This window comes from Enterococcus sp. 2201sp1_2201st1_C11_2201SCRN_220225 (assembly GCF_040925905.1).
In the GTDB taxonomy this organism is placed as follows: Bacteria; Bacillota; Bacilli; order Lactobacillales; family Enterococcaceae; genus Enterococcus_C; species Enterococcus_C asini_A.
In genome coordinates, this window is sequence record NZ_JBCOJC010000002.1 from 39504 (window position 1) to 52806 (window position 13303).

The window sequence follows — 13303 nt, forward strand, 5'->3', positions numbered from 1 at the left end:
GCATAGATATCTTGTTGTAACTCCGCCTTAAGCCGATGCAACTCCTCTTTAATACTAACATTTACCAACATCCTAGGTCCTGCTGAGTTAGCGGTCTTGTAGTCAACTCTATAAGCTTCCTGATAAGCCTTGGTAGCATTAAAGTATTGGATATAAAGAAGACAGAACAACTTCTGCTGCTCCGTCAGGTCATCATTTTCTATTACTGGTTGCACCTTTTTCTTGGTTGCAACCTTTTTTGTTTTTGTGTGCAACCTTTTTTCAGGTGGTGCACCCCATTTACGAGACTTCCAAGATTTAACAGTATTGATGGATACCTCGTACTTCTCGGCGATATCCTTATACTTCATGCCGTTTACATAATCTTGATAAGCCAGTTCCCATTTCTCCACATTTTCACCACCTCGTTTCTTGATAAACTATTTTGAAGCCTATGTAAAAAAAAGACGCCCGACCAAGCGGGCACCCTTTTATTTGTTCAATCCAAGCTTTTCCATACCCTCAAGTTCGTTGTCAAATGAACACTCAAGACACCGTCCATATTCTGGAGCTTGCCGTAAAGCTAGAAACTCATTTTTGCTACAAGACGGACAAACCTGTTTGGTAAGATAAATCTCATCGAGTTTTTCTTGTCGTTGTTTTTGATCCAAGATATCTTCCTCCTTCCTACTTTTTTTAATAATTTCAAAAGAAGTATAGCAGAAACATAAATTTAATCAATCACTTTTCGGTAATCGTTTGCAATAATTTTACTCTAACATATTACCATTTTTCATGTTGCATTGTGGTGCGCAAAACGTGCATCAGAAACAGTCAACAACCACATCAATTCCAAACAGTATCACAGATAATTGTTGCTGACCCGACTTGAGCCATCGCCCCACTGTAGTACGATCCACGTTATATTTTCCAGCAATAAACTCATCGGTAAAACCTCGTGGTAGCAAATACTTCATGTAGATTACATCATAGGCCCGTTGATCTTCAGCTTTCAAGACTTCTAAGGCGTAATCCACATGTTTCATCAATTTCGCCGTCTTGGCTTTGTGCTCGAGTAAGCTATCCAGGCTGAATCGCCAATCATTCCACATTGACATAAACTCTTCTGCTAATTCCTGGTCAACAATTTCGCAATGCTTCTTCAGTAACGTATATTTTCTAAGAAGCAAGCCCGTATTGTGGTATGCATTGTCTCTGATTTTTTTTCGTTTCTTTTCCTGGGCAGACATCAATCGATTGGTTACTTTATCAGCTAATTCATTTAATTGGCTATCAGACCATTCATATTCCATAACTTCTTTCAACAGACTATTCCCCCATCAAGCGAATATCACTCGAAAAAAGCTGATAAACCGGTGATATTCGCATATTTAAAAATATTTTCACTCGAAAATGTTTATTTACTAGACTTTCTGAAGATATCCATACTTACATCCAAAGCGTCAGCTATCTTCTCAATCAGTTCAAAACTGGGTTTTTTTATCCTTCCCTTTTTCAATTCTGTAATTGTTCCAGTTGAAACATTCATTTTTTTAGCTAGCTCAGATTGAGATAGCTCTTTTTCAATTAATAGATGTTGTACTATATTCCACATATTCCATCTACCTTTCTAAGAACACACATTCGTAATAATCGAAACGCAATTAATACAACATGTAGTGTTAATGTAATAACAAACTCTGTATATTGTGCTATCATAATATTGAGTAATGACCCATACCAACTGAGCATTATTCAAATTTTTAATAGGAGGTAAAAATATGGGGGTAAAGATTCAAGGATTAGATCAACTTCAGAAAAGGTTGAAACAAATGGAGCAAAGCGCTAGCTCCTTAAACGGTTCCCATTCAGTATCGTTTAACGATTTATTTACGAAAAAATTTATGAATCGTTATACTGATTTCTCTATCATCGATGAGTTTGTAGAAAAATCAGGTTTTGATTTTTCGGATATGGAATCAATTGATGAAGCAGATTTAGATTCTTTTGTTAACGAAAATACTCAATTTGAGTCATGGAACAAAATGAAAACTAAAGCTGCAGAAGAATGGACTGCTAGACAACTTGGATTTTAAAATTTTCAATTTTATCTAGTGTTTCCTTGAGCTGATTGCTTTGGCTTTGCGCTAATGCAATCAGTTTTTTTAATTCATCTATGTTTGTTATTTCGACATCAACATTTTTATTTATCATTATTTTCCCTCCCTCATCCGTAATTTGCTAAATAATTCAATAAATGCGGCCACAGTTCCTACCACTGCGGAAATTTTTGGCTCAGCCAGAACAATATCTGGCGAAGTGTTTCGATAGTTTCAGCTGTCATATTCTCACCTCAATTAACCCTATCCACCGCTATCATTTTCCAGAATTTTGAACCGGATTCCTGCAGCAGGACCCCACTTAACTTCTTGACCAGTTTTGATACTGGTTCGCACTGTCCCGGTACTGCAATTAGCGACTTTCGCCGCTTTGCCAACACCTTTAACCTTTCTTGGCTCCCCGAACGGAAAAACAATTTGTATCATTGGCCAAGAATTTATCTTTGCTTTTTCCATCAAAGCTTGCTTCCGACGCTTATTCACTGCCCGTTCCCTAGCTTCAAAAATCTCCTTGGTGCAGGCATAGCTAACAAAAAACTTGTATGGGATATTGGCTTTAGCAAGATATGGCCCTATCACTTCGCCTTCCGCGTATTGCTTGCGCAGCTCCAGCATTTTATCCACGTCCCAATTGCCAACGATGCCAAAAACTCGATAGCCATCACGCTTTGGCTTTAAATCACGGTTAGCAATCAATTGTTGTATTCGTGGTTTCTGGATTTCCGTCTCTTTTTGGATGGCGAGTATTGACATACCTTGGACATATTTCATTGAAATTTTATCCGCTAACTCTACCGGTATTTCTGGTTTCGATTTTGCTTTCTTCACCGGTTCCTCAATTTTTTCTGGCGTTTCTGCAATTTTCACCAGTTCATGCACTTGGCGCTCTATTTCCATATTTGTTCGGATGTCATGTTCATTGGTCAGCTTTAAAATCTCATCCCAAGCTTTACGCTGGGCAAGTGTTTTATTTCGTTTTCTCAAAATTTCTCACCTCAAAACGGCAAATCATCATCGCTGATATCAAGGTTAGTACCTTGATTAGCAAACGGATCACGGCCAAAATTTGGCATCCCTGCAGTCGTATTTCCATATGCATCCATTCCAGGAATATTCGGCTGTGTAGATGCGTTGCTTTGCGGCATATTTGGCGCACTATTGTTATAGGCTGGGGCTTGATTGCGACTATTTGATGCCTGATTGAAGGCGTTCTGCATCTCGTTACCACGGTTTTGAGACTGCTGACGAGACTCCAAAAGTTGAAAGTTATCCGCTACTACCTCAGTCACATAGACACGTTGGCCTTGCTGGTTTTCGTAGTTTCTTGTCTGGATTCGGCCAGTAATAGCTAGTAAACTCCCTTTCTTAGCGTAATTCGCCATATTTTCAGCGGCCTTGCGCCAGATTACACAGTTGATGAAATCTGCTTCACGTTCTCCATTTTGGTTAGTGAAATTCCGATTTACAGCAAGGGTAAAGGAAACGACGGCTTGGCCACTACCTGTATATTTGAGGTCAGGAGATTTGGTCAATCTCCCGACTAGTACCACGTTGTTAATCATTTAGGTTCCTCCTTGTAGAATTCCTGTAATTGACGATCCAATTCCTCATCCAGTGCAGCTTGTTCCTCAGGGGTTCGTTGAGCTGATTGAGCCAATGACTCCCAGTCTGTCAGTACTTCTGTTTTCTGCGGACGCTGGTACCCTTGATAGCTCTGGGTTATTTGCTTTTTAGCAGCTGGGCCTTTTTGTTGGCTATAACTTTCGAATTTCGTACCAAACAACGTCTCCGGCCGAAGATATTGAGACATATTAGCGTCGTTGAGCCATTCAGCGCATTTAATATCGATAACTCGCTTAAAGTCATCCACGTTGAACCCCTCGGCTAATCTAGCCTTGATCTTAGTCTGTGTTGCTTTTGTACTTGGTCGATAGTTTGAGCTGGTTTTTTTGTTGAGATAATCAATTATTTCTTTGATTGCCGGCATGTAGTCGGGTCTACCCGACAATATATCTTTCTTTATCTCTAACTCTTTCTCTAACTCTATCTCTAACTCTGGTTGACATTTGTCGGACATTTGTCCGCCACCCTCTATAAATGTTGATTTATCAGCATTTTCAACAAGCGACTTGTCTCGTTTGTCGGACATTTGTCCCGACGTTTGTCCGACATTTGTCTTTTGGTCATTTTGTAACAGGAGAAAATTTTTCTCTTGATCAATCTTATTTCTCAGGGCTCTTTTTCGGTCTGCTTCCGTGCTAGACTCTCCAATGAAATTTTGGATTTCTAGCATATAAATTGCTCCATTATCCAGCACTTCAATAAGATTCAACTGCTCAAATATCTTTACTGCCCGTTCAACATCACCAACACTACAGCGAGTAATTTGAGCCAACATTGTTGAGTTAAATGGTATTCGGTCATTAAACATCAAACGGCCGTCATACTTTAGGCTTCTCAGATAAAGCTTCAAAAGAATATTAGTGTAAATATAGCCATCCGGCATGCTTTCTAAAACGACCATTTCATCACTGTCGAAGAAATTATCTTTTAATTTGAGGTAATAATATTTCTTGTTGTCTGCCAAAAATATTCTCCTTTCATTCTTTTTTTAAATCGGGTTATAATTAACAAAAACTAGAAAGTAGTGATTATATGAAAGTCAAAGAATTAATAAACCATTTACAAAACCTTGATGAAAATCTTGAAGTGGAATTATTGATTGAAGCTGATTCTCCGATGGAAGATAGCTTAATTCCTATTACAGGAAGTATCAGTAGCATCGAATTTAGCAAATCAAAAGTCATTCTTAAGGGACTAGACGATATTTTGGAACAGGATTAACTTCCTGTTCTTTTTTTATCCCCCTATATGCAGTTTTTTCCGTTCCTCATAATCCAAGTAAACCGGGATTATCTGGTACAACTTCAAAAAGAGCTGAATTCCGATTGTATGTTGTTCAGTATGATGTTTCCGGCACAGAGCCATAAACCGATGGTCACTATGATCAATCTCTTGCCGATTTCTACCCATGCCGACCGTTTCCACGTGAGCTACGTCGGCATGTTTCCCGCAAATACAGCACTTCCGATATTTGAGGCAGTAGTAAAACCAGCTCGTGTTCTGAGTCAGATACTCATATCGCTTCGGCAACGGGACATCATTTGCAAGAACAAACTCAATCAAAAAATCAATCCATTCCCTCGCCTGAGACCGTGTGGCACTTGCATGAGAAAACCAATAACCGGATTCGGCCATAAAGTAGTATTTGAGATACTGCTCTACCAAAATCGGATAATCACCCGACCAGGTGGCTACATCGCCAATAAGAGCGTGGGCCACCTTATTTTGTTTGCCAGTAATTCCCCGGTTATCAATCAGGCGAATGTCCACATGATTTTGACCACCATGGGCTAACAGGTCCAAGTAATCGGCATTCAATGTTTCATCTAACTTGAGCGTGACCATCTTGCCATCGATGGCCATGATGGTCCCAAACATCAGCCCACCTCTTTAACAGCAATCCCAAGCTCAACGATTTTCTGGTTTAATGCTTGGAACTGGTGAATAGTTCCTGTTAATTGGAGAATAACGGTCTGGGTTTCAACCTCCGGAACTTGTCTAGGTGCTTCATCAACAATTTCGCCAGTTTCCCGGTCAATCACCACTTCACCGACTTGTTCTTGTTTTTCGAGTTCCATTTGAGCAATAGCAGCATCGTATTCTTCTTTGGCCTTGCGTTCCTGTTCTTCCTTGGCTAAACGGTTTGCCTTTTCCTCGGCCGCCTTATCAATCAAAGGCATCAATTCAGCCGCAGAATGACCTTGTTCCACCATTCCCATCCAGCTATCAGGTTCTAAGCCTTTGATAGTGGCATAAGAGCCGATTACTTTCTTGTCGCCAGCGATTCGTTCCAATTCCTTCCAGGCGATATCGACAGCCGATTCAATTTCCTCCAACATCTTCTTACCAAGAAATCCAGTCTTATTAGTCCAACTAGGCTGCACTGGAATCATTTCAAAAGGCACGCCCTTGGCTTCGGCAATCTCAGCGATTTTCTGGTCTAACTCTTCAGCACGTTTTTGCTGTTCCCGCTCATCAAAATCTTTGATACCAGCATTGATGTTGTCGGAAACTTCTTTGATGGTACCGGTCAGCTTCTTCATCTTACCTTCAAATTCATTCAAGGGTGCAGAATAGCCGTTCTTAACAGCTTTTCTTTGGTCATCAATCATCTTGGTGATGTCATTGAGTTCTTTTCTAGCCTGTTTGGCTTCAAGGATATTTTCATCGGAAAAGACGAGTGATTTGTAATGTGCGGCTGTCTTCTCCACCATTTCCGTTAGTTTGTCCTCATTTTTAACTGAAATCACACTCGGTTCATATTGGACTTCAAATTCTGTCACTATCATTAGTTCATTCATTGTACGGACCCCCATTGCATTCTGTTGTTTTGCGGCTGTGTTTGCTGATTTTGTCTAATTTGATTCTGTCTTTCATATTCTTTACGACATTCTGCTAAAATCATGACAGCTGCATCAAATGTTTCCTGATCAAATTTGGTAAAATCTACACTCACTTTTAAAGTATTTTTAAGGTAACCAACCAGTGACGAAGCTGATACTCGCCCTATATTGGCAGTTTCTTCTACTCTGTCTCGAAGGTATTGCACCTTATCTTCTGGAATATATTTTGGCTGCAATGACTGACCATCTGTTTCCGGATCATCGCCCGTGGGAATCAAAAAGAGAGAGGTTAACGCGTATTTAAGCGCTCCCGTTTTTGCTTTATACACAGCTTTGTCCCCAGCATCCTGACCATCTCCGTAGCCTACAAATTTTGTAGTTTCACCGGAATCTGCATCAATCAGCGTGTATTCAATCTCCAAAGTAATAATTTGTTCTTGAGAGCCTTTTTTTGTAGTCACCGGTGTAGCCGTACGACTAAGTTCGTGTGATATCATCATGATATTGCGACTAGATAATTCTTTACGAACGACATCCTTGATATCGCTCTCCAGCGCATAGTCGTAATCGTGAAAGTTATTGTGCCCTCTTTTAGGAATTCGTTCAATTACAGCCATAATTTCTGACAATTTTTGCATCAAGTTTTTCTGTTCAACTGGCGTTTCTGCTGTTTCGGTCATCGTTAGCCCTCGCTTTCATACGGTCGATATTTTGTTGAGCTTTGATAATTGGGGCACGTTGGCGCCACCATTCATCAGCAAGTTCTTTATATTTTGCTAACGCTTCTGCTCTATTCACTCGATTTCTCCTTCTATCCATGCTAAAATAAGCATGAATTTAACTTAGTTGACTGACTCATTGCTTGCCGGCGGAGTCAGTTTTTTTGTTTGTAATCAAGATTATGCCTCCTAAAATAAATGCTTAAGCAAAATTGCTGTCAGTAAGGCTACTGCTAAAAAATTAGCCGTTAAACTGAGATAACAAATAGCTTGAACTCGTCTAGCATTTATCCGACGATCTTCCGCCAAAGCTGCTAACCATATTTTCTTCATTGTTTTCTCTCCCCTCAAATACGTTGGTAGTGCAACCTCTTCGCTGATTCATCACGCAAAAACTGGTCATAAATTTCCGTATTGATGTAAACTTCACTTTTAGTCACCATGATATATCCGTCCTGAGTCAGATACTTTGGAACCTTAAACTTTTTCATACGGCGACTATACGTGGATTCTGAATATCCCATCTTCTCTTTGAACTCTTTTTTAGTCAGTATATTCTCGTTCATGTTCAGTCCTCCTTAGGCTGTTCGCTCAGCCAAAAACTTATTGACGAAATACACTTGCCCTTTTCCAGTTACCTTAGGAGTTCGACTAATTCGAATACTGCCGTCTGGGTTGTTGTGAGTCCGCTCCTTAATCTCAATCAATCCCATTTCGGCAGAGCGCTGTGTGGGCATATTGTAGCTCTCACCTTTTCTCGAAATCAAAAATCCATTTTGACGTAACCACTCAAAAAGCCGATTTTGTCCGATATCCACACCATTTTGTTTAATGAGCTTGGCCAAGTCTCCAATTAGGATTGAAGTCTTACTGGCATCCACTGCATCGGCAAAGAGCGCTTTTGGTTTAAGTTCAGCATTTTCTAGTTGCAAAGCTTCAACTTTGCGAGTCTGGATTTGAAGAGCGCGTTGGACAACCATTTCTGGATTGTTCCATGCCTTTTCTATTTTGATGAAATAAGCTCTCACTTCTCGGCCTTTTTCAGTTTTACTTTGCATGGCTAAATGTTTGGCTGAGTCTAATGTCAAGGCATAATCTTGTAACCGTCGAACGGCCCCGTTATTTACAACCGTATCTGTGGATACACTTGTAAAATCTTCACCATCGAGTAGTCCATCATTGTTCTTTTCCCACCAAAGACTGAATCGTATTTTTAAATCTAAAGCTTTGTGAAGCTCTCTTGCGCTAACTAACTGCTCATCATTTTCATTGGTTGTTACTTTGATTAGTTCGTTCATTCAGTTCATTCCTTTCTGATATAATTTTGTTATCAGCAGATTACTTGCTGAAATAACCGATAGGAGATTAGTTATGGATTTTAAAATTAATATGGATCTGCCATTGTCAAAAGATACAGTAAGCAATATTCTTGAACCAACATTGATTCCGCTAAGTAAGGCACTTGGTGGTATTATTCAATGGGTCTTTCAAAAACCGATAGAATATGGTGTTATTCGACCTATTCAATTAGAAAACCTAAAAACAAGAACCGAAATAGAACTAAGTTTAATTCCAGAAAAAAATCGTACCCCCGAAAAATTAGGTTTAACTCTCAAAGCTTTTGAAGATTCTCGATACCAACTAGACAGCGAAATTTTAGTTGAATTCTTTGCCAAACTGATTGCTGGCACTGTCGACAATCGTTCAGAAATTAATCCCGTATATTCATCTATTCTCTCTGAAATGTCGGAAGATGATGCACACCTATTAAATTATTTTTTCAACAGGAACTACTTATTTGAAAATCAAATAACACATTCAAATCCTGCTTTTTCTGATGAAAGATATAGGCTTCGATCAAAAATGAACTATTACAAAATAACAGGAGACTATGAGGAGGGATACCATCGGCCATCGGATAATTGGCCTTCTTTATTAAAAGATAATATTGTTCTGGATGACATTGAAAACTCATTTCTATTCTTGAAATCTAAAGGATTGATTTTTCAGGATTTCTCTCAAGATTCACACGTTCTTATACAAACGATTGAAGAAAATTCTTTCAAAACTAACGACTGGTTGAAAGATTTACTAGATAGATTTTCAAACTATAGGTATAACCGAATTACCACGCAAGAAACGACTGTTTACTCACTCACTTCTCTCGGTCGTTCTCTAGCCGATTTAGTTTGTCATAAAGACTAATCTTTTCATCTATACGATTTTCGAAATCCATTAGTTCTTTCAATAATTGTTCCCAAAGTAGTCTGAATAGCACGATTTGAAATATTAAAGTTATGACCAAATAAAATATAAACATCGTATTTGCATCTCCTTTTTGTCACTTGTAAAGCAATAAAAAATTCTTTCTTGCTTTAATTCGGATAAACCTTATCTCCATTAATTCTTAGATCACTTTTGAATTTAGGTTGCTCCTGGCTACTCGCAATAGCTTGGAGCACTTTTTTTAGTTCTTCTGGGGTTCCTTTGATCGTTATTTCCAATTATTTTTCCTCCTAAATTCCACAAGATTCCTGAAAAACTTCCAAGAAAGTATGTGCTATGTCTGAATATAGTTGCTGAGCTTGTTTTCTCTTTTCAATAGGAATTTCCGTGTTGTACTTTGCGAAAAATGCCATCAACACTAGTTTTCGAATCTGATCGTGAACTCGCCATTCTTTTATTTCTGTTTGGATTCCCCAACGTTCCTCTACAAAGTGACCACTCGAAAGCTGTAACTCCTCTACTGTCCGTTTCAGATGCTTTCCTTCCTCATTAAACAGAGTGTTTACATTAAACCTTTCGGACTGAACTACTTTTTTCGATTGTCCATATTGAGCTGCTTGATTCAGCATTACTTGCAACTCAGCTTTAGTCATCGTGATTTTTTCTTCCAATTACCTCACGTCCTCTTCTTTTTTCGTTCTCTTTCGGGTACATCGAAAGTAAAAAAAATTCCAAGCTGATCTTTTCCATATCCAAGAACTTCTCCAATTCTTTGCAATTCATCAGCACCTATGTCTACAAATCCATTTTCTCTCTTTGCATACGGTGTTCGTGTCTTCCAACCTAATTTCCTTGCCATTTCATCTTGTGTAATACCTTTTTCTACCCGCGTTTCTTTAATTTTTTCAAGGTTTAATGCCATTACCACACCTCCGTTCTCTTTCGGGTACACTTATAATATAAACTCACCGTTCCCATTTGTCAACATTTATTCTTGTATACTTTTGGGAACGGTGATATAATTTATTCATCAAACAGATTATCCGGAGGTGACGTTATGAGAACAAATGATGAAATAATTCAACTATTAACTCAACTAAAAGACGAACAAAACATTTCTATTTCTGAAATAGCTCGACGAGTAGGCATGGCTAAATCAGCTGTCTCACGATACTTTAATAAAACTCGAGAATTCCCTCTAAATAGAGCTGAGGAATTTGCTAATGCACTAGGTATCTCTCAAGAGTATCTATTAGGACTTGAAGCTGATTCAAATGAGGATAAGCTGAATACGATATTTAGAAAACTCGATAAGCCTCGTCAAAATGAAGTAATTGAGTTCGCAGACTTTAAACTCAAATCACAAAATAATGTGGTGACCTATCCAGAACAAAATGAAATCCACACCCTCGCCGCCCACCGGGTTGATGAAACAGAAACTGCCTCACCGGAAGACAAAGCTCGCTTGATGTCCAAACTGGATGAAATGGATCGTAAATTTGATGAACAACAAAAACGACTAAAAGCAAAAGAGGCCGAAAAAAGAGGTCCTTTTGATGAATGATTATGAAGTTATTTTGAGTAATATATTTCAGGAAGTCCCAGTTGTCGAAGGTTCTTTGAGAGAAGATGGATATGAAGGACTATATCGTGATGGGCGAATTTATCTCGAAAAAAATCTTAATACACTTGCCAAAAAGGAAATACTGGTTGAAGAATACTTCCACCACAAAACTTCTGTTGGTGACATTATAAATTACAAAGATTTTGAAAGTCGAAAGCAAGAAGCCACCGCAAGACGTATGGCATTAGAAGCGCTGGTTCCTTTAAATAAACTCATCGAATGCGCCTTTTCTGGTAGCATTGGAAAATACGAATGCGCTGAGTTTCTAGAGGTCTCCCCGGTAACTTTGGAAGCTGCTATCAAGCACTACTCTTCCAAATACGGACAAGTTCATCTGCACAACGGCTGCATCTTACGCTTCAATGAATATTCAGTGACAGTATTGAATACTGGATTACAATAAAAAAACTAACCAGCGATTCAACTCTTACCAGGGTTTAACTTATTTTCCATCTATAATACATCAAAGAGGTAATTTGGCGACTAACACTACCTGCCATTAAATGGGAGTGAATACATTTATTTGGAGGAAAGAGAATGGGTTTGTTAGATGGTTTAAACAAGGTAGTAGATTCTGCTGCAAGAACAGTGCAAGACAAAGGGGAACAATTATCTAAGAGCGTAGATGAAATGACCTCTGGCGCTGATAATGGAAATGTTCTTCAAGGTATGTTGGGAAACTATTCTTCACAAGATGCTAAAAAAATTATGGCGAAGTGGGGCGATTTTTTAGTTGATTCGGAAGAAATTGTTTCCGGCTATAAGCTTGTCAGAGACGAATTAATTTTAACAAATTATCGGATTATTTTTATTGATGTTCAAGGTGTGACCGGTCAAAAGAAAGCTATAACTCAAATTTATTTAGATAGTATTGTTGATGTGAAATACACTGCTGCTGGATTTGGTTTCGATGATACAGATATGTATATTACTTACATGGCAAATCCGTTTAAAAAATCATTGCAAACAACTTTAGAATCCCATCACTTTGAATTTCCTAAGAAACAAGATGTTACCGATTTATATCGCTTTTTAATGCAGCTAGCAATTGAAAATAGAATCAAGATAAATCAATAAATAAAATAGACGCATCCCCTGACTTTAGCGAGTACAGGATGCCTCTAGCAAAAAACATAAATAGGCCCTTACCTTGTAACAAAGAAAATAATCAAAGTAACCTATAACGCAGCAAATAAAAAATACCCCGACCAGAGTTGGAGCTCTGATCGGGGAATAATCAAAAAACGAGGTGGATTTATGAACGATAACAATGAAAAACTAAGAAAAAAAGATTATTTTGATTTAATTGTTGAAGGTGGTATCGGGGCAATTCCGTATATTGGTGGTGTTGTACAGTCGCTTTATTTTGGATCTAAAAACGAGAAACGCTTTAGACGTGTAGAGAAATTCTATGAAAATTTAAATGAAGACTTGGAATGTATTCGGGATCAAATTCCAGAAGATGTTTTTAATTTAGAGAATAAGGACCAGCTCATTGGTATATTTGAAGGAATAAATGACGAAATAGAAAAATCAAAAGCACAAAATAAAATAGAGATGTACAGGAATCTTTATAAGAATTGTTTACTTCGAATTAACAACACTTCATGGGATAGTGAGGAATATTTTCTTCTTGTACTCAACCAGTTAACATCGATTGAGATTCAATTACTAGCATATTTAATGAACCGTGGAAATGAAAACTTTTTAGGAAATATCAGTATGGTTGGGTATTCGCAAGAATTAATTGACGGTAGTTTAAATAGATTAGCTGATTTTGGACTATTAGAAAAGACTATTGGATCCATTGTGCTAGGTGAGATAGGTAAGCAAAACATGGGTTACAAAATTTCCAATTTAGGAATCCAATTTATTTCTTCGACTCTTACTTAGATTTTCTATTTAATATAGCATCTACCCCAATTAACAAGGCAATAATAAAAATCCAGACGTACCAATAATCAACAAATAATTTAAATTCTGGAAGTTCTGTTATTCTCTGGAAAATTTCCTGAACCATAATAAGCGCCTCCTAATTGGTTGGTCTTAACACAACCAATTATATCATCAACAGCAATAATAAAAAATAGGCACATCCCCCCTGCCGGCAAGCTAGTGGATGTGCCATCACATAAATAACCCTAAGATAGGCTTATTTAACTATGCCTA

At 38.1% G+C, this 13303-nt stretch carries 26 protein-coding genes; 7 read left to right on the plus strand and 19 right to left on the minus strand.

The window, feature by feature from the left end:
- The 4 genes from AB5754_RS01050 to AB5754_RS01065 all read right to left on the minus strand — a co-directional run.
- The coding region (locus AB5754_RS01050) for a terminase small subunit (RefSeq protein ID WP_368259438.1) at positions 1-392 on the minus strand (392 nt) is incomplete at its 3' end.
- 78 nt (positions 393-470) lie between these two features.
- Positions 471-650, minus strand: coding sequence for a hypothetical protein (locus tag AB5754_RS01055; protein ID WP_368251191.1), 180 nt, complete (start codon positions 648-650; stop codon positions 471-473).
- 153 nt (positions 651-803) lie between these two features.
- Positions 804-1304, minus strand: coding sequence for a hypothetical protein (locus AB5754_RS01060; protein ID WP_368251192.1), 501 nt, complete (start codon positions 1302-1304; stop codon positions 804-806).
- A gap of 92 nt (positions 1305-1396) precedes the next feature.
- Positions 1397-1594 (minus strand): helix-turn-helix domain-containing protein, encoded by a 198-nt coding sequence (locus AB5754_RS01065; protein WP_368251193.1) that lies wholly within the window; start codon positions 1592-1594, stop codon positions 1397-1399.
- Positions 1595-1760: 166 nt separating this feature from the next.
- Here AB5754_RS01065 and AB5754_RS01070 point away from each other — a divergent pair, with 166 nt between their 5' ends.
- Positions 1761-2075 (plus strand): hypothetical protein, encoded by a 315-nt coding sequence (locus tag AB5754_RS01070; protein WP_368251194.1) that lies wholly within the window; start codon positions 1761-1763, stop codon positions 2073-2075.
- Here the strand turns inward: AB5754_RS01070 and AB5754_RS01075 are convergent.
- From AB5754_RS01075 to AB5754_RS01090, 4 genes are all read right to left on the minus strand, one after another.
- Positions 2056-2193: a hypothetical protein gene (locus AB5754_RS01075; RefSeq protein ID WP_368251195.1), complete on the minus strand. Its 138-nt coding sequence runs from the start codon at positions 2191-2193 to the stop codon at positions 2056-2058. The two genes, AB5754_RS01070 and AB5754_RS01075, sit on opposite strands and share 20 nt — an antisense overlap.
- A gap of 149 nt (positions 2194-2342) precedes the next feature.
- A complete protein-coding gene (locus AB5754_RS01080; protein WP_368251196.1) occupies positions 2343-3083 on the minus strand; it encodes a hypothetical protein in 741 nt (246 codons plus the stop codon).
- Between the two features lie 11 nt (positions 3084-3094).
- Positions 3095-3661, minus strand: a complete 567-nt coding sequence (ssb, locus tag AB5754_RS01085) for a single-stranded DNA-binding protein (RefSeq protein ID WP_368251197.1) — start codon at positions 3659-3661, stop codon at positions 3095-3097.
- A complete protein-coding gene (locus AB5754_RS01090; RefSeq protein WP_368251198.1) occupies positions 3658-4686 on the minus strand; it encodes a phage replisome organizer N-terminal domain-containing protein in 1029 nt (342 codons plus the stop codon). Before AB5754_RS01090 ends, ssb begins: the two co-directional genes overlap by 4 nt.
- A 68-nt stretch (positions 4687-4754) precedes the next feature.
- Between AB5754_RS01090 and AB5754_RS01095 the strand changes: the two genes are divergently transcribed.
- Positions 4755-4943: a hypothetical protein gene (locus tag AB5754_RS01095; RefSeq protein ID WP_368251199.1), complete on the plus strand. Its 189-nt coding sequence runs from the start codon at positions 4755-4757 to the stop codon at positions 4941-4943.
- Between the two features lie 15 nt (positions 4944-4958).
- Here the strand turns inward: AB5754_RS01095 and AB5754_RS01100 are convergent, their stop codons facing one another.
- The 7 genes from AB5754_RS01100 to AB5754_RS01130 form a co-directional block, all read right to left on the minus strand.
- The gene (locus tag AB5754_RS01100) at positions 4959-5600 is read right to left on the minus strand and encodes a putative HNHc nuclease (protein ID WP_368251200.1); all 642 of its coding nucleotides are present in this window, start codon (positions 5598-5600) and stop codon (positions 4959-4961) included.
- Positions 5600-6523 (minus strand): DUF1351 domain-containing protein, encoded by a 924-nt coding sequence (locus tag AB5754_RS01105; RefSeq protein WP_368251201.1) that lies wholly within the window; start codon positions 6521-6523, stop codon positions 5600-5602. Before AB5754_RS01105 ends, AB5754_RS01100 begins: the two co-directional genes overlap by 1 nt.
- On the minus strand, positions 6520-7245 hold the full coding sequence (locus AB5754_RS01110) for an ERF family protein (RefSeq protein WP_368251202.1): 726 nt from the start codon (positions 7243-7245) through the stop codon (positions 6520-6522). Before AB5754_RS01110 ends, AB5754_RS01105 begins: the two co-directional genes overlap by 4 nt.
- Entirely contained in the window at positions 7217-7363 is a 147-nt protein-coding gene (locus AB5754_RS01115) for a hypothetical protein (protein WP_368251203.1), read from the minus strand. The genes AB5754_RS01110 and AB5754_RS01115 overlap by 29 nt, the downstream gene beginning before the upstream one ends.
- A gap of 110 nt (positions 7364-7473) precedes the next feature.
- Positions 7474-7617: a hypothetical protein gene (locus tag AB5754_RS01120; protein ID WP_368251204.1), complete on the minus strand. Its 144-nt coding sequence runs from the start codon at positions 7615-7617 to the stop codon at positions 7474-7476.
- 14 nt (positions 7618-7631) lie between these two features.
- On the minus strand, positions 7632-7850 hold the full coding sequence (locus AB5754_RS01125; protein WP_368251205.1) for a hypothetical protein: 219 nt from the start codon (positions 7848-7850) through the stop codon (positions 7632-7634).
- Positions 7851-7862: 12 nt separating this feature from the next.
- Positions 7863-8582: a phage antirepressor KilAC domain-containing protein gene (locus tag AB5754_RS01130; protein WP_368251206.1), complete on the minus strand. Its 720-nt coding sequence runs from the start codon at positions 8580-8582 to the stop codon at positions 7863-7865.
- Between the two features lie 73 nt (positions 8583-8655).
- On the opposite strand from AB5754_RS01130, the gene AB5754_RS01135 reads away from it, so the two are divergent.
- Positions 8656-9489: an Abi-alpha family protein gene (locus AB5754_RS01135; RefSeq protein ID WP_368251207.1), complete on the plus strand. Its 834-nt coding sequence runs from the start codon at positions 8656-8658 to the stop codon at positions 9487-9489.
- A gap of 170 nt (positions 9490-9659) precedes the next feature.
- Here the strand turns inward: AB5754_RS01135 and AB5754_RS01140 are convergent, their stop codons facing one another.
- From AB5754_RS01140 to AB5754_RS01150, 3 genes are read right to left on the minus strand one after another with little or no spacing between them, the layout of a single operon-like run.
- Positions 9660-9788, minus strand: coding sequence for a hypothetical protein (locus AB5754_RS01140; protein ID WP_368251208.1), 129 nt, complete (start codon positions 9786-9788; stop codon positions 9660-9662).
- A gap of 12 nt (positions 9789-9800) precedes the next feature.
- Positions 9801-10181 carry a hypothetical protein gene (locus AB5754_RS01145; RefSeq protein ID WP_368251209.1) on the minus strand — a complete coding sequence of 127 codons (381 nt, stop codon included), beginning with the start codon at positions 10179-10181 and terminating at the stop codon, positions 9801-9803.
- A gap of 5 nt (positions 10182-10186) precedes the next feature.
- Positions 10187-10432, minus strand: coding sequence for a helix-turn-helix domain-containing protein (locus tag AB5754_RS01150; protein WP_368251210.1), 246 nt, complete (start codon positions 10430-10432; stop codon positions 10187-10189).
- A gap of 135 nt (positions 10433-10567) precedes the next feature.
- On the opposite strand from AB5754_RS01150, the gene AB5754_RS01155 reads away from it, so the two are divergent.
- The 4 genes from AB5754_RS01155 (at position 10568) to AB5754_RS01170 (ending at position 13027) form a co-directional block, all read left to right on the plus strand.
- A complete protein-coding gene (locus tag AB5754_RS01155) occupies positions 10568-11074 on the plus strand; it encodes a helix-turn-helix domain-containing protein (RefSeq protein WP_368251211.1) in 507 nt (168 codons plus the stop codon).
- Entirely contained in the window at positions 11067-11537 is a 471-nt protein-coding gene (locus tag AB5754_RS01160; RefSeq protein WP_368251212.1) for a toxin, read from the plus strand. The genes AB5754_RS01155 and AB5754_RS01160 overlap by 8 nt, the downstream gene beginning before the upstream one ends.
- 134 nt (positions 11538-11671) lie before the next feature.
- Complete coding sequence (locus AB5754_RS01165; protein ID WP_368251213.1) at positions 11672-12211, plus strand: PH domain-containing protein; 540 nt, start codon at positions 11672-11674, stop codon at positions 12209-12211.
- A gap of 180 nt (positions 12212-12391) precedes the next feature.
- Positions 12392-13027, plus strand: coding sequence for a hypothetical protein (locus AB5754_RS01170; protein WP_368251214.1), 636 nt, complete (start codon positions 12392-12394; stop codon positions 13025-13027).
- Here AB5754_RS01170 and AB5754_RS01175 read toward each other — a convergent pair.
- A complete protein-coding gene (locus AB5754_RS01175; RefSeq protein WP_368251215.1) occupies positions 13020-13154 on the minus strand; it encodes a hypothetical protein in 135 nt (44 codons plus the stop codon). The two genes, AB5754_RS01170 and AB5754_RS01175, sit on opposite strands and share 8 nt — an antisense overlap.
- Between the last annotated feature and the right edge of the window lie 149 nt (positions 13155-13303).